Raw genomic sequence first — 19,397 nt, 5'->3', positions numbered from 1 at the left:
CCGACGGCCGCGCCGCCGCCCGTCAGTTCGTCTGCCGTCCCCCGAGGACGCCGGACCGTCAAGGAGCCCTCCCCCTCGCGGCTCCTCCGATCAGGGAGAACCATGCGCACTCCTCGTAGCAGACTGGCCGCGGCACTCGTCGCCGCCGCGCTGGTCGTCACCGGCGGCAGCACGCTGACGACGCCCATGGCGTCGGCGGCGGCCGCGGAACCCGCCGCCGCCACCTACACCGTCACCGTCGGCGCCAAGGGGTCGTGGACCCACCCCGACGACACCCCGGCCGGCACGTACATCGACAAGGACGGGACCTTCTACTTCCAGCAGGCGCACGCGCTGTACGGCGCGAGCGATCCCCGCAAGTGGACCTTCTACACCGGGACGAACTTCGACACGGCCACCCGGTCCGGCGCGATCAGCGACGCGGTGAACCCGGCCAACTCCAACGACCGGAACAACGACACCACCTGGCGCTGCAACAACAGCCCGACGGGTGTGCAGTCCACCCAGGCGCCCTCCACCGGTTCGTACGCGCACCGCAACTACTGCGACCTCGCCGGTGTCTGGGTCGACCCGGACACCGGCGACTGGTACGGACTCGTGCACAACGAGTTCACCCCGCAGCCCTTCGGCGACGGCATCCACTACGACGGCATCGACTACGCCGTCTCCAAGGACCAGGGACGTACGTGGACGATCAAGGACCACGTCATCACCTCGCACTACAGCACCAAGCGCGGCGACATCGCCGCCTTCCCGCAGCAGACCTACCACTACGGCACAGGTGACCAGCGCCTCTTCGTCGACACGGCGTCCGGCTACTTCTACGCCTTCTACGGCTCCCGGATCGTGAACAAGGGCGGTGGCTGGGCCGCGTTCTACGGGCACGTCGCCCGAGCTCCGATCGCGTCGAAGATGGCGCCCGGCTCCTGGCAGAAGTGGTACAACGGCGCCTGGTCCGAGCCCGGCGTCGGGGGCCGCGAGAGCACCATGGTCCCGGTCGGATCCGGCAGCACGACGGGCTACGTCCCGCCGTCGAAGGAGTACGACCCGGCCAGCGGCGGCACCGTGAGCCAGCAGGTGGCCGCCGGCCTGACGCCCCCGACGTCCCCGTTGTTCGTCATGGACATCACGTACAACGCCCACCTCGGCCTGTACATCGGGCAGCCCCAGGCGGTCGACCAGAGCGGCAACGCCTCCCAGGAGATCTATGCCACCGACAACCTGGCCACCCAGAAATGGTTCCGCCTCGGTGACACCGGCAGCTACAAGAACGCGTCCTGGTACCGCTGGTTCCTCGACAGCGGCAACAGGACCAGCTCCGGGATCGTCGGCAAGGACTTCCGCTCGTACTGCTCCTTCGGCTGTTCCAACGGAACCAGCAGCGAGTACGTCAACCTGACGATCGGCACCACCGAGCCCGCGGCCCCCGTCGACACGACCAGGGCGTACCGCATCTCCAGCGCCGGTGGCCGCGTGCTGGCCCAGGTCTCCGGCGCTTCGGCCACCACCTCGCTCGCCGCCGCCACCGGTTCCGGTCTCGAGTCGTGGACCTTCACCCCGAACGGGGACGGCTCGCACCGCATCGCCAACTCCGCCTCCGGCCTGCTCCTCGGCGTGAGCACAGCCTCCACCGCCACACGGGCCTGGGGCACCAGGCCGACCCTCACGGCCGCCCCGGCCGGCGGTCCCACCGTCGGACAGCAGTGGTTCGTCGTACGGGGCACCTCGCCCACCGACGGCACCGCCACCGGCACGTACAAGATCGTCAACCGCTACAGCGGCCTCGTCATCGGTCTCTCCGCCGACTCCGGCCGCCTCGCCGAGACCACACCCACCCGCAGTTGGAGCAACACCACGGGCAACGCGGTCGGCGGCACCCGGACGGCGGGTGAGCAGACCCTCACGCTGACCCCGACCAGTCAGGTCCCCGAGACGGTGACGGTCACCCATCCGGGCAACCGGGCGACCACCCTGAACAAGCCCGTCTCGCTCCAGGTGGAAGCCGCCGACTCCGCGGGCAAGCCCCTGACCTTCACCGCCACCGGCCTTCCCACCGGTCTGAGCATCGGCACCGGCGGACTGATCACCGGCACCCCCACCGCGGCGGGCACGTCCACGGTCACCGTCACCGCGTCCTCCGGCAGCGCCACCGGCACGACCACGTTCACCTGGACCGTCACGGCCTCCCTCGACGGGGTCCACACCCTCACCGCGGCGGGCAAGGCACTCGACAACCCCGACCACAGCACCACCGCCGGCACCCGGCTCATCACCTGGTCGCCGACCGGCGGCCTCAACCAGAAGTGGCTCTTCACCCAGCAGACCGACGGGACCTACGAACTCAGGAACAGCGAGTCCGGGCTGTGCGCCGACGTCGAGAGCGGCTCGACCGGCGCGGGTGCGCGCATCATCCAGTGGACCTGCACCAAGGGCGCCAACCAGCGCTGGAACATCGTCCGCCAGGCCGCCGGCACGTATACCGTCGCCTCCGCGGCGAGCGGGCTGCTGCTGACCACCGCCTCCGCCGCCGACGGAGCCCTCGTCACCCAGCAGCCGAACACCGGTACGTCGCTTCAACAGTGGACCGTCAACTGACGCCGACGCCACCGCGTCGGTGACCGACCTGCCGGGCCCTGGTGCAGCAGCCAGGGCCCGGCAGGCCTTCGCCGGTACGGGCCGTTCACCCGTTCGGAGTGGTTGAACGATCGCTCCCGGGGCGACGGCCGGACGATGACCCCATGAGCCAGAACACCGCACCCCGCCCGCCCCGCGCCGACGCGAACGCCCGAGGGGCCGCAGGCGGAACCCTGTTCGCCGGTGTCCTCATGGTGGTCATCGGTATCCTGGACATCCTCCAGGGCATCGCCGCGATCGCCAAGGACGATGTCTACGCCCGCGTCGGCGACTACGTCTTCGAGTTCAATCTGACCAGCTGGGGCTGGACCCACGTCGTCCTCGGCGTCCTCGTCGGCCTCGCCGGCACCGGAATCCTCATGGGCTCCGAGTGGGGGCGGATGGGCGGCATCACGCTCGCCGTCCTGAACACCGTCGCCCAGTTCCTCTTCCTGCCGTACCACCCCTGGTGGGCCCTCTTCTCGATGGCCATCTCGATCATCGTGATCTGGGCACTGGCCACGGACGACACCTCCTTCCGGAAGCACGGCGCGGCGTGATCGACCACCGCACCCGCACCGGCTCCGTCCGTACGGACCGCTCACGAGGGCAGCCGCGACCACTCGACGGCTGCGGACCGTGAGACGAGCACGACTCCCCGGCCGCGGAAGGGCGCTGCGGCGTCGCCCACGAGGCCGATGCGGTGCCCCATGGCCGTGAGGCGTTCAAGGACTCCGCCGATGAGCCGTTCCGCGGCCGCGTCGACAGCGGTGACCTGCACGAGGTCGACGACGGCGCGTCCGTGGCCGACCTCGTGCAGGCGCTCCGCGAGGGCGTAGGTCAGTCGTTCGGCCGCCGTGAAGTCGAGTCCTCCCTGCGCCGCAACCCAGGCGGGCGGATCACCGGGCGCCGTCTCGCCTCCGGCGCGGCGCCACGCGGCCTCACCGGGTCCGTCGCCCGGGCCGGGCTCGATGACCGTCGGGGTGCCGGGCGGCGTCCTGTGCATCAGGTGGAGCCCGAGTTCCCGCGACAGCACAGCCAGCGCCGCGACGGCGCGAACGGGGTTCCCGGCGGCGTCCAGCAGCGGGCTGTAGGAGCCGAGTCCGGACCGCCCCGGACTGATGGCCACCAGGCCCCCGGAGACGCCGCTCTTCGCGGGAAGCCCCACGCGGAGCAGCCAGTCGCCCGACCCGTCGTACATCCCGCACGTCGCCATGACGGCAAGGACCTGAACGGTCACCGGCTCCGGGACGACCCTCTCGCCGGTGACGGGGTTGACGCCGCCGTTCGCGAGCGTCGCAGCCATCACCGCCAGGTCGACGGCATCGACCCGGATCGCGCACTGCCGGAAGTAGACGTCCAGCGCTTCGGACGGATCACCCGTGAGGGATCCTGCCGCGCGCATCAGGTGCGCGAGGGCGATGTTCCGGTCGCCCGTTGCGGCCTCGGCGCGGTAGACCCCTTCATCGACGTCCAGGGCACGCCCGGCAAAGCGCCCCAGCGTCTCCAGGATGCGCGAGAACCGCCGCTCCGCGCCCGCGGCCGGCACCAGGGCCGTGGTCGCGATGGCCCCTGCGTTGATCATGGGGTTCGCCGGTCGGCCCGTCTCCGGATCCAGACTGATCGCGTTGAACGGCTCACCGCTCGGCTCGGCCCCCACGCGGCGGAAGACCTCGGCCGCGCCGAGTTCGCTCAGCGCGAGCGCGAGGACGAACGGTTTGGACACCGACTGAATCGTGAAGAGCCTGTCCGCCTCGCCGGCCTGGTAGCGATGTCCGTCCGCACTCGCCAGCGCGAGGCCGAAGTCCGCGGGGTCCGCCTCCGCGAGAGGCGGAATGTACGTGGCGAGGTGCCCGCTGTTCAGCTCACGGAACCTGTGGCACAGGTTCGCCAGCTCGGCGTTCACTGCGTCGGACACGACACGCATCACCATGTCACCCATCCTCGTCCAGATACCGAGGTCGCCCCACCGGAGGATCGTGGCCTCGACGCCGGCTCGCGGACGGTCTGCGCGACGGCAGGCCCGACCGGACCCGCTGGAGGCCGGAGTGCGGACGGGCGTCTGGCCTGTCCGCCGGCCACCGGGCCTCGACCCGTTTCCAGGGCAACCCGGCACCGCTCTGTCCCCCTCGAGGGTGGGATGCGTGCGGACCCGCCTCCGGAGGTGTCCCCGGCCGACAGGATGACTCCATGCCCGCCGAACGGATCAGGAACCTGCCCTCGTACCCCTCCGCCTCCCGACAGCACCCGTAAGGAGATCCATGTCTGTCGATCAGGACACCAGCCAGGACCGCGGCGACGGTCAACTCTCCATGCACAACGACTGGTTCGCCAGCGGCTGGCCGAGCTACCTTCCCCGGCACCAGGCGATGGCACTGTGCATGCTCTTCGGCACGGCCACCGTCCGGGGCCTGCGCGGCAGCATCGACGATGTCCTGGAGCAGCAGTTCCACGGCGAGACCGGCTCATTCTTCGGCCGCGCCGGGGCCTCCCTCGACTCGCCCGTCGCCTGGATGGACCCGGACGCGCTGGAGTACGCCGAGACCGAGGAGGAGAAGAACCAGCTCCGCGTCGATGCCGAGGAGCACCAGGCCCGGTGCGAGCAACTGCTCCGAACGGCCGGCCTGCCGGTCCCCACGACGATCCGCGAGCTCGCCGACACCATGCTCGCGGCAGGCATCGCCGCCCAGCACGGCGACGTCTGGTCCATGCCCGACGATCTTCCGGGCCCCGAGACCGTCCTGGCCCTGCCGGACGACGAGCGAGCCGCGCTCGTGAACCGTCGACGGTTCTGGGACCCCGGCGCCGCGGAGCCGGCCCTGATCGACCACCTCGTGGGGGTCCTGGACCGTCCGGCGGAGGTGTTCACGTCCCTCGACCGGCTGGCCAGGGCGACCGACCAGGACGAGGACGACGTTCGCTATGCGCTCGGCCGACTGGTCCATCAGGGCGATGCCCGGATCGAGCGCGGAACTGGCCGGGAGCGGACGGCCCTCGATGACCTGAAGGGCCACGAGCGGTTCCACCTCGTGCTGGACTGGGGGCACTTCGAGGAGAACCGGATCACCTACGTGCGCGTCTGACCGCCACGCCCTGACGGCGGAGCCGCTGGGCCGTGGCCGACCGGCTCAGCGGTCCCGCCCGTGCGGGCGACGCGGACGCCCCGCGCCGCGCCCGGCCTCCCGGACGGCGAACCGGGAACCAGCTGGATCACGAACTTCCCGGTCGCGCGCTCACCCGGGGCCGGGGCGCCCCGGTGACCCCGTCCGTGAGCCGTGCGCGTCCGTCCGGGAGATCCGGTACAGCACACACGGGCGAAGCGGCCCCTCGGGCACGCTCGGGTCCTCGAAGTCGTCCGCCGGGTCACGCGTCATGCCGATCCGGGGCACCACAGCCTGGGAGCGAAGGTTCCGCACCGTCGCCGTCGCCAGCACCTCAGGCAGTCCGAGCGTCTTCGGTACGCAGCTCTGGCATGCCGGCCGGCCAACCCGATCGACACCGGGGTGTCGATCGGATTCGTCGCGCCCGCCTCCCGTCTCCGCCCCCGTGGCGCCCCGATTTCCAACCGACGGCCGGGCGTTGTCAGTGGCCGGGGATAAGTTCGCTCGTGTTCCGCCGCAACGGCGAGAACATCCCCTTTGACGTGCATGGGAGAGGTACGTTGCCGGTCTGGGAGCAGTCGAGTACGGCGCGGGTGGTACCGCCCGCGCGACCGCGGAAACTCGCCAAGGTGCCGTTCGTCGAACTGGCCGACGGACGGTTGCAGGGAGTCGTGTCCAGCGGGTCCGACGCAGGACGCGTGTACGTGTCCTCCATCGCGACCGGGACGTACGCGTTCGCCTGCAGCACGAACAACAACCGCCCCTGCGGCGGCGCTCGTGGCAGCTTCTGCAACCACATCCGGGCCCTCGTGGGCGAGGCCGTCCTGCAGTACGGCGCCGAACGCGTCGCCCGTTACCTGAAGGCCGACACGGGCGACACGTCGGCCACCGGGCCCGACGCGCACACGCTCGTCGCGCTGATGACCGCCACACGGCCCGAGCAGGGCGACACCTCGGCGGCGGCGCCGGTGTTCAGCCGCTTCCTGCGGCACCTCGCCTATCTGGAACTGGAGCCGACCACCGCGCCGCTGCCCGAGATGCAGTGGTTCCCGCCGACGAGGACGGTCGCCTGATGCGTACGGACCTGTTCACCGACCCCGTCGACGGGCTCGACGAGGCACTGTCCGCCGTCGGCGCCTTCGACCGGGTGCTCGTCTCCGGGCTGCTCCGCCCCCGGCCCGACCAGGCCGCAGGCCTGGCGGCACTCGCCACCGCCGTCGCCGGAACGCCGCTGGCCGCGCTGGTCGCCGGGGCGGCCGACAAGGCCGCCGCCGGTGCCGCGGGCGAGGACCACCTGGTGGCGCTCGCCGCCGCCCGCACCGCCCTCATGGGCTCCGTCCACGACGCCCTGACCGAACGCGTCGCGGACATCACCGGCCGGCGGCGCCCCGAACCGACCACCCAGGACGCCGCGGCGGACGAGTCCGGCGCCAACGTTCTCGCCGCCGCACGTGCCTGGCTGTGCGACCTCGCCCGAGCGGGCTGGCAGGGCATCGACCACGATCTGGTCGCCGGCGCCGCGCCCGTCGTCTCCGCGATGCTGCCGGACCCGCGGCTGCGCCGGCAGGCCACCCTGCTGGACGGCTTCGCCGCCGAACTCGCGGCCTCCTGCCCCGGGGCCACACTGGACCGCGTCCCGGTCCGCCGCTGGGCCGACCTGTGGACGCGCGCCATGCTCCTCACCCTGCCGGGCGCCGTCCGGACCCGGGCGCTCTCCACCGCGACCGGCCGTCTGCTGCCGCTCGGCGTGGACGTGCAGGAACACGCGACAGCCGTGCAGGCGCAGGTCCACGCGGTGTTCGAACCGGCCGACGGCGGGGAGCCGCGCCTGGTCCGGGCCGCCGTCTCCGCGCCCAAGCCGGACACGGTCGTGGGCGCGGGCCTGTGGCAGCTGCTCCGGCCGCGGATGTCGTTGCTCGCCGCCGCGGGGGAGTGCCGCACCATGGAGCTGGACGGCATGCCGGTCACGGAGGAGGGCGACCTCCTCTGGGACGACGAGCGGGCGCGGAGGGGAGAGCCCGTCGACCCGTTCGGCACGGCCCGGGTCGTCCTCTCCACGGCCACCGACCCGGTGACCGCGCCGCTGGACCGCCACCCGGCGCGGATCGCCGTCCCCGTCCTCCTGGAGGGGTACACGGTGGAGGACGAGGACGACGGCCGGCTGTCGTTCGCGCTCGCCGGGCACCGGCTGGCCGTCGACACCGACCGCATCCCGGCCGCGGGTCCGCTCACCCCGGATGCGGTCGCCGCGTCCGGTGCGTGCCTGGGGCTGCTCCGGTGGGACGCGGGGGAGTTCGTCCTCCAGCCGCTGGCCGTCGAGACGACCGTCCGGAAGAAGGCCGTCGCCGTCCACGCGGGCGCGTGGGCCGGAGGCACCACCGACAAGGTGGGCGTCAGGGCGGAGAAGGCGGCCACGGACTCCGTCGCCGTGCTGCGCGAACGAGCCGGGAAGCTGCTGCGCGCATGAGCGACTCCGACGCCCTTTCCCCCGACCTCGCCCCGTCGGCCGGCCCGTCGTCCACCGACCATCCGTCGGCCGGCCCTTCTCCTGCCGTCCCTTCCCCGGCCACGGCCTCCCCTGCCACCCCCGACCCCGACGACAACCGTCGACAGGTCCTCTACTGGCGGCTCCTCGCCCGGCTCTTCGACCCCGAGGAGCAGGCCGCCCTGGAAGCGGCGAGCCTCGCCGTCGTCGAGGACATCGGGCTGCCGTCCGCGCTGCTCGACCCGGGCGAGTCCGTCGACTCCGTCGTCCAGCGCCATCCGGAACTGGCCGACGAGTTCGACGGGTTGATGACCCCGGAGCCCGATCCGGACGGCGCCCGCGACCGGGCCGCCGAGGTGCGGCGCGCCGCACTCGCGTCGAAGCTGCTGCTCAACGTCTTCTCCACCGGATCGGGAACGGTCTCCGCCGGGCAGCTGGCCCGCTGGCAGTCCGACGCCGGCTGGCTGGAGCGTTCGCTCGGCTGCCCGCCCGGCGGGCTGCGCGGCGGCCGGGGCGCCGGGGCCGTCGTCGACGGCGGCGGCGCGGGGCTCGAACTCGGCGCCGTCGAGGCCGACCTCGTCCGCCGGATGCACCTGCGCGAAGTACTGGCCGATCCCGCACTCGCCGCCCGGCTCACCCCCAGCATGTCCCTCATCGAGCAGCTTCTGCGCGACAAGGGAAACCTGTCGGGCATCGCGCTCGCCAACGCCAAGTCCCTCATCCGGCGTTACGTCGACGAGGTCGCCCAGGTGCTCCGCACCCAGGTGGAGAAGGCCACCGTCGGGGAGCTGGACCGTTCGGTCCCGCCCAAGCGGGTCTTCCGCAACCTCGACCTCGACCGCACCATCTGGAAGAACCTCACCAACTGGAGCCCGGAGGAGGAGCGGCTCTACGTCGACCGCCTCCACTACCGGCACACCGTTCGCCGGACCACACCGCAGCGGCTCGTCGTCGTCGTGGACCAGTCCGGCTCCATGGTCGACTCGATGGTCAACTGCACCATCCTGGCCTCGATCTTCGCCGGACTGCCGAAGGTGGACGTCCACCTCATCGCGTACGACACCCGCGCGATCGACCTCACCCCCTGGGTGCACGACCCGTTCGACGTGCTCCTGCGCACCAACCTCGGCGGCGGCAACGACGGACCCGTCGCGATGGCCATGGCCAGACCGAAGATCGCCGAGCCGAAGAACACCGTCATGGTGTGGATCTCCGACTTCTACGAGTTCGACCGCTCACAGCCACTGTTCGAGGGCATCGAGGCGGTCCACCGGTCCGGAGTGCGGTTCATCCCCGTCGGCTCGGTGACCAGCTCGGGACGGCAGGAGGTCAACCCCTGGTTCCGGGAGCGGTTCAAGGCGCTCGGCACCCCGGTGGTCTCCGGCCACATCAACAAGCTCGTGCACGAACTCAAGACCTTCCTCACCTGAGCCTGCCCAGAAAGGCCCCTCGCATGTCCGACCTGCTCCGCGCCCCCGCCGAGATCAAGTACGCCGAGGAACTCGACTGGCTCGAGTCGATCGACGACAACCCCAAGCCGTTCTCGTGGCGTCTCTCCCCGAAGATGGTCCGCCTCTTCATCCTCGGCTCCGAGCGAGCCGACGGCCTGGACCGGGAGGTGACGCAGAAGTGGTTCGGCGACCGCAGCTTCGTCGAGCGGTCCATCGTCACCCTCGCCTCCGACCGGGGTCTGCTCCTGATCGGGGACCCCGGCACCGGCAAGAGCTGGCTCGCCGAGCTCCTCGCCGCCGCGATCAGCCGCAACTCCACCCAGGTCGTCCAGGGCACCGCGGGCACCACCGAGGACCACATCAAGTACTCGTGGAACGTCTCGATGGTCATCGCCAAGGGCCAGTCCCGCGAGTCGATGATCCCGTCGCCGATCATGACCGCGATGGAGACCGGCACCATCGGCCGCTTCGAGGAGCTGACCCGCTCCACCAGCGACGTCCAGGACGCGCTCATCTCGATCCTCTCCGAGAAGTACATCTCGGTCCCCGAACTCGACAGCGCCGGCGGCGAGAACATCGTGTTCGCACAGCCGGGGTTCTCGGTCATCGCCACCGCCAACAGCCGCGACCGCGGCGTCAACGACCTGTCCTCCGCGCTCAAGCGCCGGTTCAACTTCGTCCGCATCCCGGTCGTCACGAACAAGAAGAGCGAGGCCGAGATCGTCCGCTTCCGCACCGAGGAACTCCTTCGGCGGCACTCGATCGAGCTGGACGTGCCGCCGACCCTCCTCGACGTCCTCCTCCAGAGCTTCGCCGACCTCCGTGCCTCCGCCGCCGCGGCCGGGAGCGACGACGAGAAGCTGGAGTCCGCCCTGTCCACCGCCGAGCAGATCGGCGTCCTGGAGGACGCGGTCCTGCACAGCGACTTCTTCGGCGAGCGCACGCTCACGGCCCGCGCCCTCGCCGCCTCCCTGGTCGGTACGCTCGCCCGCCGCGAGCCCGAGGACCTGGCCATCCTCAACAAGTACCTGCACGGCGTCGTCGAGCCGCGCGGCAAGGAGCAGGGCGGCTCCTGGCCCGAGTTCCTCGAGGGCGGCCGCGAGGCGATCGCGAAGCTGGCATGAGCACCGCCCCTGAGAAGCCGACAAGCGCCTCCTTCGCCGCGCTGCGCGGGCAACTCCACGAAGCGGCGGCCGAGTTCGCCGGTGGGCAGGACGCCCTGGAAGGCATCCTGCTCGGCATGGTCGACGACGTCGACCGGGCGGTCGCCGAACCGCTGGAGATCTTCCCCGTCTGCCACCACTCACCCGCCTCCGCCCTCGCCATGGCGCGCCGGCTGCGCGAGAAGCAGCCCAAGGTCGTGTACCTGGAGCTGTGCGAGGACATGGCCCCGCTCCTCACCGAGCTCCGCAACTGCCGGCTGCCCGTCGCCGTACAGGCCTTCGCGAGCGACATCGACGGATTCCCACCGGACTGGGCCCCGCTCTCGGTCGTCGCCCCGATCACGGAGGCCTCCGCCGAGTACCAGGCCATCGCGTACGCCCTCGACACCCCCGGCGTGGAACTCGTCCTGGTGGACCGCTCCTCCGACCACGTCTTCCAGTGGGACCCGCGACAGCCTGCCGACGGCGAGACCCACCCGGCCGGGGCGGGAGCCGAGCCGGCGGCCGGGGCCGGGGCCGAGCCCGAGGCGGCCCTCCACGGCGAGGCCGTCGGCGTAGAGATCGGCGACCTGCGTCCGCGCTTCGCCGAACTGGAGGAGCACCTGCTGCGGCACGGCAAGGTGCGGCACTGGTCGGAATGGTGGCACCAGTACGTCGAGGTCCCGCTCGGCGACAGCGACCACGACACCTACCGCCAGGTCATGTTCCTGATCGGCAGCCTGTTCCGGCGACTCGCCCCGGGCCGGGGCGAGCGGGTGCGGGTCGACGAGGACCGCGAGCGCTACATGTGGACCCGTATGCGCGAGCACCTCGCCGCGACCGGCACCGACCCCGCGGACTGCCTGTACGTGTGCGGCGCCTTCCACGCGGCCAGCCGCGTGGACGAGTTCGGCATCCACGGCGCGGGCGACTTCGCCGTCTCCGCACGGACCGGCACGACCTGGCAGTACGGGCTGATCCCCTCCAGCCACGCGGCGATCGAGGCACAGTTCGGCCTCGCGTCCGGCTCGGTGTCGATCGCCGCGACGGAATGGGCCAAGAACCTCAAGCGCACCCGCGTGAAGCCGTTCCGCCTGGAGGGGCAGTCCGGTACGAAGAAGCCGAGCGCGCGGAAGACGGCGGCGAAGGCCCCGGTGGCCACGCCCACCCCCACGCCCGTACCCGCGTCCGACCTCGCGGCCGGTCCCCCCTCCGGTCCCACCGAGGACCGGCTCACCGGCTTCCTCCAGCAGCCCCCCGTCCTGAACACCCTCGACGAGGCCGAACTGCTCGGCTGGTCCGTGGACATCGTGCGCGCCGCCCGCCGCAGCGGCTACCTGGCCTCCACGGCGGACGCCATCGCCGTGTTCGAGACGTCGATCCTCCTCGCCGCCATGCGGGACCGGGCCAAGCCGACGCCGTACGACTTCCAGGACGCGGCGGTCACCTGCATCGAGAAGGACACCGTCCCCGGCCGACGGGACGTGCGACGGCTCGTCGAGATCATGATGGGCGGCGACCGGATCGGCCAGGTCGGCTACGACGCGCTGCCGCCCCTCGCCCGTGACGTGCACGACCGGCTGGCGCCCCTGGAGCTGAACCTCCAGCAGCGCGGCGTACGCCGGGCCCTGCTCGACATGGCGTCCCGGCCGGAGCTGCGTGCCTGCTCGGACGTCCTGTGGATGCTGCGCCGGCTGCTGCCGCCCGGCGCTGCCCGCCCGGTGATGGGGGAGCGGCGGCTGGGCGAGCGGTCGATCCAGGAGTCCTGGGACCTGTCGCTCGGCACCCACCAGCGCGCGCTCATCGAGCTCGGGTACGAGGGCGTGAGCCTGGAGCAGGTGCTGGAGCAGCGGCTGCGCCGCACCGCGTACGGACCGCAGGCCACCACGGCCGAGGTCCTCGCGGCCGTCGAGGACGCGACGCTCCACCTCGGCGGCCGGCGCCTCGCCGACGAGCTCGGCACCCGGGCCCTGGAGGTCCTCGCCGGAGAGCGCACGGTGGACGGCGCGCCGGCGGTACTGCGCCGGGTGCGCGGCCTCCTGGCGTACTACCGCACCAGCGAGCCGGTCCTCCCGCCGTGGATCGAGTCCTTCGTCAGAGCCGGGTACGCGCACTACTGCACGCTGCTGCCGACGGCCTTCCGGGACGAGGACGCGACCGTGGGGCAGGTGGCGGCGATGCTGGGCTTCCTGTTCAGCATGGAGAGCCTGGCGCTCTCGCTCGGCTGCGACCGGACCCAGCTGGAGCTCGCGGTCGCCCAGTCCCACCCGGACGACCCGGCCAGGACGGCCCTGCTGTGGGCCGCACAGGTCCAGCTCGGCACGCTCTCCCGGGACGAGCTGCGCGGCCGCTGCGACGAACTCCTCGGCAACCCCCTGGTGGTGCCCTCGTACCCCCGCTACCTCAGTGGCTTCGTGCACGCCCTAGAGCCGGTCCCGGGACTCGCGGACGTCGTCGTGGAGGCCGTGTCGAACGCGTTCGGACGGCTCCCCGACCCCGTCCTGCTGCCGTGGCTGCCCACCCTCATCACCACACTGCGGTCGAACGCCGCCGACCTCGCCCCGCTGATCGTCCGCGAGGCGGGCCGGATCTTCCCGGCACGGCTCGCGGCCCTGGACACCTGGGTCCCGCCATGGCACGTGCAGCCGGTGGCCCGGGCGCCGCTGGCCGCGCCGGCGCCACGCGGTGCGGCGCTGCTCCCCCGTCACCCGGAGACATGCGACGCGGTCGCGGACCTCCTGGGCCGCACGGACGGGTGGGCTCCGGCGGACGGGCCGACGACGGGCGCGACGACCCCGACGGGCGCGGCACTCCTGTTCGGCCACCGTGGCACCTGCGACGCCGTAGCGGACCTCCTGGGCTGTGGTGATCCCTGGACGTCGCTGGTTCCTGCGCTCCCCGTGTCGTCGCTGACGACGAGGCACCCCGCCACGGCGCAGGCGGTCGCGGCGCTTCTCGCGCCGCCGTGACGTCGGACCGGTCGCCGGGTCGGGTCGGACCCGGCGACCGGTGCGGGCGAGCCGGAGCGGTCGTGCGACGGATCAGTCGTCGACGGCGTCCAGGACGGGGCCGAGGTCGACGAACTTGAAGTTGGTCGCGGGGCGGTCACCGTCGCCGGGGGCGTCGTGGCCGTCCTGCACGACGAGGAGGCCGTTCGGGTACTTCGAACCGAGCGGAGCGTTCAGGGCGGCGGCGCCGTCGCACTCCTCGGAGCCGTCGAGGTCGCCGCTCGCGGGCGCGACCCGGAAGCCGCCCTCGTACTCGTTGCGGTCCGCGAGCTCCCGGTCGTAGGCGGCGAAGGTGTTGTCGCCCTGGCTGGAGGCGAGCAGGTATCCGTCGCCGTCGGACTCGGTGACCAGCGTCAGACCCTCGACGTCCGAGGAGATCCTGGTGCCGCCGTAGCCGGGGTCGGCGCCCGGCGTGCACTCCTCGGTCTCCTCGTCGTAGACGCCGGGGACGCCGTACTCGCGGACCTTGTCGAGCAGCTTCGGCGTGCCGGTGAGGTCGGCGCGCAGCCGCCAGATGCCGATGTCCTCCTGGCCGGCGTACAGGGTGCCGTCGGCGGGGTCGACGACCATGCCCTCGACCTGCGGCAGCTCGCCGGGCTCGCCGCACGGGGCCCACGAGGTGCCGTCCGGCAGCCGGAACGTGGCCGGCAGGTCCAGGGTGCGGATCTTGCGGTACGTGACCTTGCCGTCGGCGGCCGGGAGCAGTTCGAGCAGGGCGATGCTGGTCCGCTCGCGGCGGCTGACGAGCGCGAAGGACTTCCCGGACGCCGGGTCCGTCCAGGTCGCCAGACCGTACGCGGTCCGCTGGTCGTTGATCTCGGCCTGGTCCTGCGAGAAGACGGCCGGGGCAGCGGGATCGGTGACATCGGTCAGCGGGCCGCCGGCACGGTCGCGGTCGATGCGGTAGAACCGCAGCCGGTCGTGGCCGCGGTCGCTGGTGACGGCGAGGTCGGCCCGCCCGGAGGAGAGCCGCAGGCCCTGGACGAGGTCCACGTTGTTGAACCGGCCGGGGGCGTCGTCCGGTCCGTCCGCCGGAGGCGCGGCTATCGACTGCACCGGGCGCGCGTCCAGGTCGTAGACGCGGAGCCCGCCCTCCTTGGCGGTCGCGATGACGAGGCTGCGGCCGGGGGCGGCGGCGTTGCGCCAGATGGCGGGGTCGTCCGCGTCGGCGTTGCCGCCCGCGTCGTCGTCGTGCAGCACCGGCGTCTCCGCGCGGGGGGTCACGACCGGCAGCGAGCGGGCGGAACCACGGTGGCGGGCCTGGGCCTGGGCATCAGCGTCGGCCTCGGCCTGGGCGGGCACGGCGAGGGCGGCCGCGGCGAGCGCCGTGGTGACGGCGAGCACGAGCGACCGGGTGGTACGGGGGCGAGTCACGCAAGTCTCCTCAGGAGGGGGGCTTGTACGTCCTGCGTGAGCGTGGTGCCCTTCCGTGTCGGCCCGGCGGCCTCCGCCCGACCGGAGGCCCGAAGTCCAGGTGTACGCACGATGAACCGCGGCGCGGGCCGCGACAGTGTGTCACGGCCCGCGCGTGTCTGCTGCGGTACGGGCGTTCAGGCCGGGTTCTCACGTCCGCCAGGCAACTCGCGCCGATGAGGCAGTCGCGCAACTCGTAGCGGGGCCCGACGGCCCCGGTCCAGCGGAGGAAGCCGGTCGTCCCGGTGGCCGTCGACATGTCGATGAACCGGCGGCCGTCGTACGAGCCGCCGGTTCATCGAACCACCGCGGTTGCCGTTCAGCCGGCGGGGGGTGACGGCGGCGCCCCGGCGGGCGTCACTCCCGTCGCCGGGGCTTCCGCCCGCCCGAGCAGTTCGGCCAGGCCCGCACGGGTGGCCGCGACGACGACACGGTCGCCCGGATGGAGCACGTAGCCGGGGTGAAGGTCCCAGAGCAGCCCGGACGGTTCGTCGCCGGCGGGCGACCGCATCCTCCCTTCCGGACCGTCCTGGGTGTCCGACGGCTGCGTCGGGTCCGGAGCGCTTGTGTCAAGGGCGAGGACACGCCACGCACCCGGGCGGAACGCCTCCGCGACCGTTCTCCCCTCCAGTTGGGGCTGGCCGGCGATGTCGAGCGCGGCGAAGACGAGAACCCGGCGTTCGACGGCGATCGCCCCGAGGATCTGGCGGCCCATCATCGCCGTGGCGAAGGCGGGCGCGGCGAGCGTGGACACGCTGCGGCTGCGGGTGAGCGCGTCGGGGTGGGCCGCGCGCAGCGTGCGGTAGACGGTGGACGCGAAGTCGTCGTCGTACAGGCGCAGGGCCACGAGCAGGTCCGGGTTGAGTGTGCGCGCGTACAGCGTGGCTTCCAGGTTGGTGGTGTCGGCACTGGTGAGGGCGAGCAGCGCGCGGGCCCGGTGGATCTTCGCCGCCTCCAGGACCCCCTCCTGAGTGACGTCACCCAGGACGACCGGCACGCGCAGGGTGCGGGCATGCGCGACGCCCCGGGCCTCGGGGTCGTCCTCCACGCACACGACGGGCACGCCCAGTTCGTGGAGCTGGACCAGGACGCGGGTGCCGACGCGCCCCAGGCCCAGGAGGACGACATGGCCGGTGAGGCCGCGTGGCGGGCGTCGCAGGGCCGCGGCGCTGCGGTACGCGCCGAGAGCTTCGAGGGACCCCGCGATCAGCAGCGGCAGCAGGACGAGGCCGAGCAGGCCGGCGAGGATCTGGAGGACCTGGCGGGCGGTGGGTTCGCCGACGGCGGGGTCGCCGATCGCGAAGAGGTCGAGCAGCGTGAGGTACGCGGCGTGCAGCAGGTGGTCCCCGGTGGTCACCGAGGACGTGACGGCGAGCGCAACGACCGCGGCGCAGACACCGGCGAGTGCCCAGCGCACCCGGGAGGACAGGAGCTCGCGGGGCGAGGCCCCCCGGCTCTCCCGGCGCCGGGGGAGGACCGGTTCGTGGGTGACGGCCTCCAGGACGACGGTGCCGTGCCCCGCGGCCGCCCGGATCTCGGCGTCGTCGGGCAGCAGCCGTGGCGCGTGCCGCCCGCTGCGGTCGGACCCGTCCGCGCCCGCCGGGTCGTGCGTCGTCGACGACAGCAGGGCGAGGGTGACGAGACCGGGGCCGGCCGCCTCGCCGGCTCCGGCGGGGGCCTGGGCCGTGGCGGAGCCCTGTTCGGTGGGGATCCGCTCGGCTGCGCGCAGGAGCAGCCCGTCGGCCTGGACGATCTTTCGGGTACCGGCGACGGCCGTGGCGGCGAGCGCGGGCGCGGCGGTGTCCGCGTCGGACAGCACGATCGTCGTGGCGTCATGCCCAAGCCCAAGCCCATGCCTATGCCCGTGCCCATGCCCGTGCTCATGCCCGTTCACGTCGTGGTGCCTGTGCTCGTTCCCGTTCCCGTGGCCGGGCCCGTCGTCGGCCGCCGTCCGGTCCTCGGCCTGGCCGCGGGCCTGGTCGAGCAGCTCGGCCATCCGCCGGCCGAGGTTGCGGTTGTACATCCGGAGAACCAGGCGGATGTGCGGGTTGAGCCGACGGGCCAGGAACGCCGCCCGCATGTTGACCTCGTCGTCCTCGTACAGCAGCGCCAGTGCCTGGGCCCGGCGTACGCCCGCCTCGACGAGGGTCCGCTCGTCGGGCGGGGTCCGGTCGGCCTGCTGGACGCGCACGCGTGGCTCGTCGGTGTCCGGTCCGCCCCCGGTCGGTGCGACGAGGACGACGTCCTGCCGGTAGACCTGGGCCAGTTCACCGGCGATGCGGTGCGCGAGGGCGTCGTCCCCGCACACGACCATGTGCCCGTCCTGTGGGGCGGGCGGCGCGGCGGGCCGTGTGCGTGCGCCGGTCTCCCGGCGAGTGACCTGACGCGGTACGGCGGTCATGGTCGCCTCTCGTCCGGATGCCGACCCGGTCCTGGGCCTGGTCGTGGATGCCGACCCCGGTCCTGGTCCGAGTCCTGCCGCTGGTTCCGGCCCGCGTCGGCGGAGCCGCCCCCCAGCTTTCCAGCAGGACACGTGCCCCGGCATGGGTGCTGACACCCAACTTCAGGGCCGGTGACGCCGTTTGACGCGGCAGCTCGATCACCTCTCGGCGGCCGACGCCCCCTCGTGGAACGCCGTCTCCACGGCCGTCGGGATGTCCGTGACGGGGAACTGCACGTGCCGTACGGTCCGTTCGCGGTCCACGACCAGGATCGCGCGCTTCAGCCGGAGGGCCTGGCCGGCCCGGAACGTCGGGAGCCGGAGCGCCGCCGAGAGCCCGTTGTCCATGTCGGACAGGAGGGGGAAGGGGATCTCCTCGGCCAGCGCGAACGCCCGCTGCTCGTCCGGGCGCTGGGTGCTGATGCCGCGCACCGCGACGCCCGCCGCCGTGAACCTCTCGTACGCCTCCCGGAAGAGCCGGTTCTCCAGGGTGCACCCCGCCGCGCCGGGGATGTCCGTCCAGTCGTCCGGCAACGGGGCGGGTCGGGCGGTCGCGGGGAAGCAGAACAGGACCGTGGCGCCCGCTCCCGCGTCGACCGGGTCGAGTGCCCCGCCCGCGTGTGCGGGCAGCGCGAGCCGGGGCAGCCGGGTGCCGGGCAGGTCGTGGACGCGGTGTGCCTCGGCGCTCCGCTCGTCGGCGGAGGCGGTGAGCGAGCCGTCGCCGAGCAGCCAGCGGTCGGCCCAGTCCTGCATCGAGACCAGGACGGGCAACAGCGCGCGACCTGCGGCGCTCAGCCGGTACTCGAACCGGACCGGGCCCTCCTGGTACGGGACCTTGTCGAGCACCCCGCTGTCGACGAGGTGGTTGAGCCGCTCGGTGAGGACCTTGCGGGAGATGTCCAGCTCGCGCTGGAGCTCGTCGAAACGGTGCCGCCCCCGCGCCGTCTCGCGGACGAGGAGCAGGCTCCACCAGTCGCCGACGACGGCCGCGGCCTGGGCGATGGCGCAGGCGGCGTCGCGGTCGGGAACGGCTCGTGCCATGACGTGTCCTCCTCGTTGCGGGTCACCGGTCCGGGGCAGTCCGGTCCCGGCCGGTCCGGCGCGGCCCGTCCGGTCCTGCCAGTCCGGCCCGGCCCGTCCGGTCCGTACCCGGTTCGTGAGTGGTCCATCTTGCGCCATCGAGTGAGTTCCCGATAGAAACTCATTGTAAGTTCCCAATGGGAACTCGCTCGTTTCCAGTGTTCTTCGGGGGAGGGATCCTTTTCATGCCCATAGCCTGGGCAACCGCCTGGCGCACCTGGCAGATGACCCGTCGCGCCTACCCATGGACGTACGCCGTCGCCACCGTCCTGCCCGCCGCGCTCACCATCGCGCTCGCCTACCTCGGCTTCCACGTCATCGGCGGCGGCGCCGTCGGCGACGACTTCGCCGCCGGCAGCGGCACCACCGCCTACCTCGCCTACATCGTCGTCGGCACCACCGCCTTCCACTTCGCCGTCCGACTGATCCTCTGGTCCGCGAAGGCCCTCATCACCGAACAGCGGCAGGGCACCCTCGGCGCCCTGCTCATCGCCCCCGCCGGCCGTCTCCCGTACCTGCTGGGCTTCACCGGCTTCGCGGTGCTCAGCAGCCTCCTCGAGTTCCTGACCCTCGGCCTGGTCGTCGCGGCCCTCGGCATCACCGTGCCGGTCTCGTCCGTGCCCGGCGCGCTACTCGGCGCCCTCGCGCTGATCGCGGCCGTCTT

General features: G+C 72.6%; 12 protein-coding genes and 2 pseudogenes. 9 read left to right on the top strand and 5 right to left on the bottom strand.

The features are described from left to right. Positions 1-102 precede the first annotated feature (102 nt). Together AOK00_RS22175 and AOK00_RS22170 are read left to right on the top strand one after the other, a co-directional pair. Positions 103-2,595: an RICIN domain-containing protein gene (locus tag AOK00_RS22175; RefSeq protein WP_055602047.1), complete on the top strand. Its 2,493-nt coding sequence runs from the start codon at positions 103-105 to the stop codon at positions 2,593-2,595. Between the two features lie 143 nt (positions 2,596-2,738). Further along, positions 2,739-3,173 (top strand): DUF7144 family membrane protein, encoded by a 435-nt coding sequence (locus tag AOK00_RS22170; protein WP_055602046.1) that lies wholly within the window; start codon positions 2,739-2,741, stop codon positions 3,171-3,173. A gap of 41 nt (positions 3,174-3,214) precedes the next feature. On the opposite strand, the gene glsA is transcribed toward AOK00_RS22170, so the two are convergent. Continuing rightward, on the bottom strand, positions 3,215-4,531 hold the full coding sequence (gene glsA / locus AOK00_RS22165) for a glutaminase A (protein ID WP_437441437.1): 1,317 nt from the start codon (positions 4,529-4,531) through the stop codon (positions 3,215-3,217). Positions 4,532-4,874: 343 nt separating this feature from the next. Here glsA and AOK00_RS22160 point away from each other — a divergent pair, with 343 nt between their 5' ends. Then, on the top strand, positions 4,875-5,696 hold the full coding sequence (locus tag AOK00_RS22160) for a DUF6042 family protein (RefSeq protein ID WP_055602045.1): 822 nt from the start codon (positions 4,875-4,877) through the stop codon (positions 5,694-5,696). 150 nt (positions 5,697-5,846) lie between these two features. Here the strand turns inward: AOK00_RS22160 and AOK00_RS40515 are convergent. Beyond that, positions 5,847-6,065: pseudogene (locus AOK00_RS40515) on the bottom strand (GNAT family N-acetyltransferase); the annotation flags it as partial. Between the two features lie 209 nt (positions 6,066-6,274). Here AOK00_RS40515 and AOK00_RS22150 point away from each other — a divergent pair. Genes AOK00_RS22150 through AOK00_RS22130 form a run of 5 tightly spaced genes read left to right on the top strand, consistent with a single transcriptional unit; the run spans position 6,275 to position 13,761 of the window. Next, a complete protein-coding gene (locus AOK00_RS22150) occupies positions 6,275-6,787 on the top strand; it encodes a hypothetical protein (RefSeq protein ID WP_079042128.1) in 513 nt (170 codons plus the stop codon). Further along, complete coding sequence (locus AOK00_RS22145; protein ID WP_055602049.1) at positions 6,787-8,181, top strand: hypothetical protein; 1,395 nt, start codon at positions 6,787-6,789, stop codon at positions 8,179-8,181. The genes AOK00_RS22150 and AOK00_RS22145 overlap by 1 nt, the downstream gene beginning before the upstream one ends. Beyond that, complete coding sequence (locus AOK00_RS22140) at positions 8,178-9,629, top strand: VWA domain-containing protein (protein ID WP_055602043.1); 1,452 nt, start codon at positions 8,178-8,180, stop codon at positions 9,627-9,629. Before AOK00_RS22145 ends, AOK00_RS22140 begins: the two co-directional genes overlap by 4 nt. A gap of 23 nt (positions 9,630-9,652) precedes the next feature. Further along, positions 9,653-10,774, top strand: a complete 1,122-nt coding sequence (locus AOK00_RS22135) for an ATP-binding protein (RefSeq protein ID WP_055602042.1) — start codon at positions 9,653-9,655, stop codon at positions 10,772-10,774. Continuing rightward, positions 10,771-13,761: a DUF5682 family protein gene (locus AOK00_RS22130; RefSeq protein ID WP_055602041.1), complete on the top strand. Its 2,991-nt coding sequence runs from the start codon at positions 10,771-10,773 to the stop codon at positions 13,759-13,761. Before AOK00_RS22135 ends, AOK00_RS22130 begins: the two co-directional genes overlap by 4 nt. A gap of 72 nt (positions 13,762-13,833) precedes the next feature. On the opposite strand, the gene AOK00_RS22125 is transcribed toward AOK00_RS22130, so the two are convergent. The 3 genes from AOK00_RS22125 to AOK00_RS22115 form a co-directional block, all read right to left on the bottom strand. Beyond that, positions 13,834-15,174, bottom strand: a complete 1,341-nt coding sequence (locus AOK00_RS22125) for a phytase (RefSeq protein ID WP_173861612.1) — start codon at positions 15,172-15,174, stop codon at positions 13,834-13,836. A gap of 358 nt (positions 15,175-15,532) precedes the next feature. Beyond that, positions 15,533-17,527, bottom strand: coding sequence for an NAD(P)-binding protein (locus AOK00_RS22120; protein ID WP_055602040.1), 1,995 nt, complete (start codon positions 17,525-17,527; stop codon positions 15,533-15,535). Between the two features lie 285 nt (positions 17,528-17,812). After that, on the bottom strand, positions 17,813-18,694 hold the full coding sequence (locus AOK00_RS22115) for a winged helix-turn-helix transcriptional regulator (RefSeq protein ID WP_055602039.1): 882 nt from the start codon (positions 18,692-18,694) through the stop codon (positions 17,813-17,815). 224 nt (positions 18,695-18,918) lie between these two features. On the opposite strand from AOK00_RS22115, the pseudogene AOK00_RS22110 reads away from it, so the two are divergent. Further along, a pseudogene (locus tag AOK00_RS22110) lies at positions 18,919-19,397 on the top strand (ABC transporter permease); the annotation flags it as partial.

This window comes from Streptomyces aureus, assembly GCF_001418135.1.
Taxonomy (GTDB): domain Bacteria; phylum Actinomycetota; class Actinomycetes; order Streptomycetales; family Streptomycetaceae; genus Streptomyces; species Streptomyces aureus_A.
Note: the sequence above shows the minus strand (reverse complement) of the source record. Positions and strands in the feature narration are given on the sequence as shown.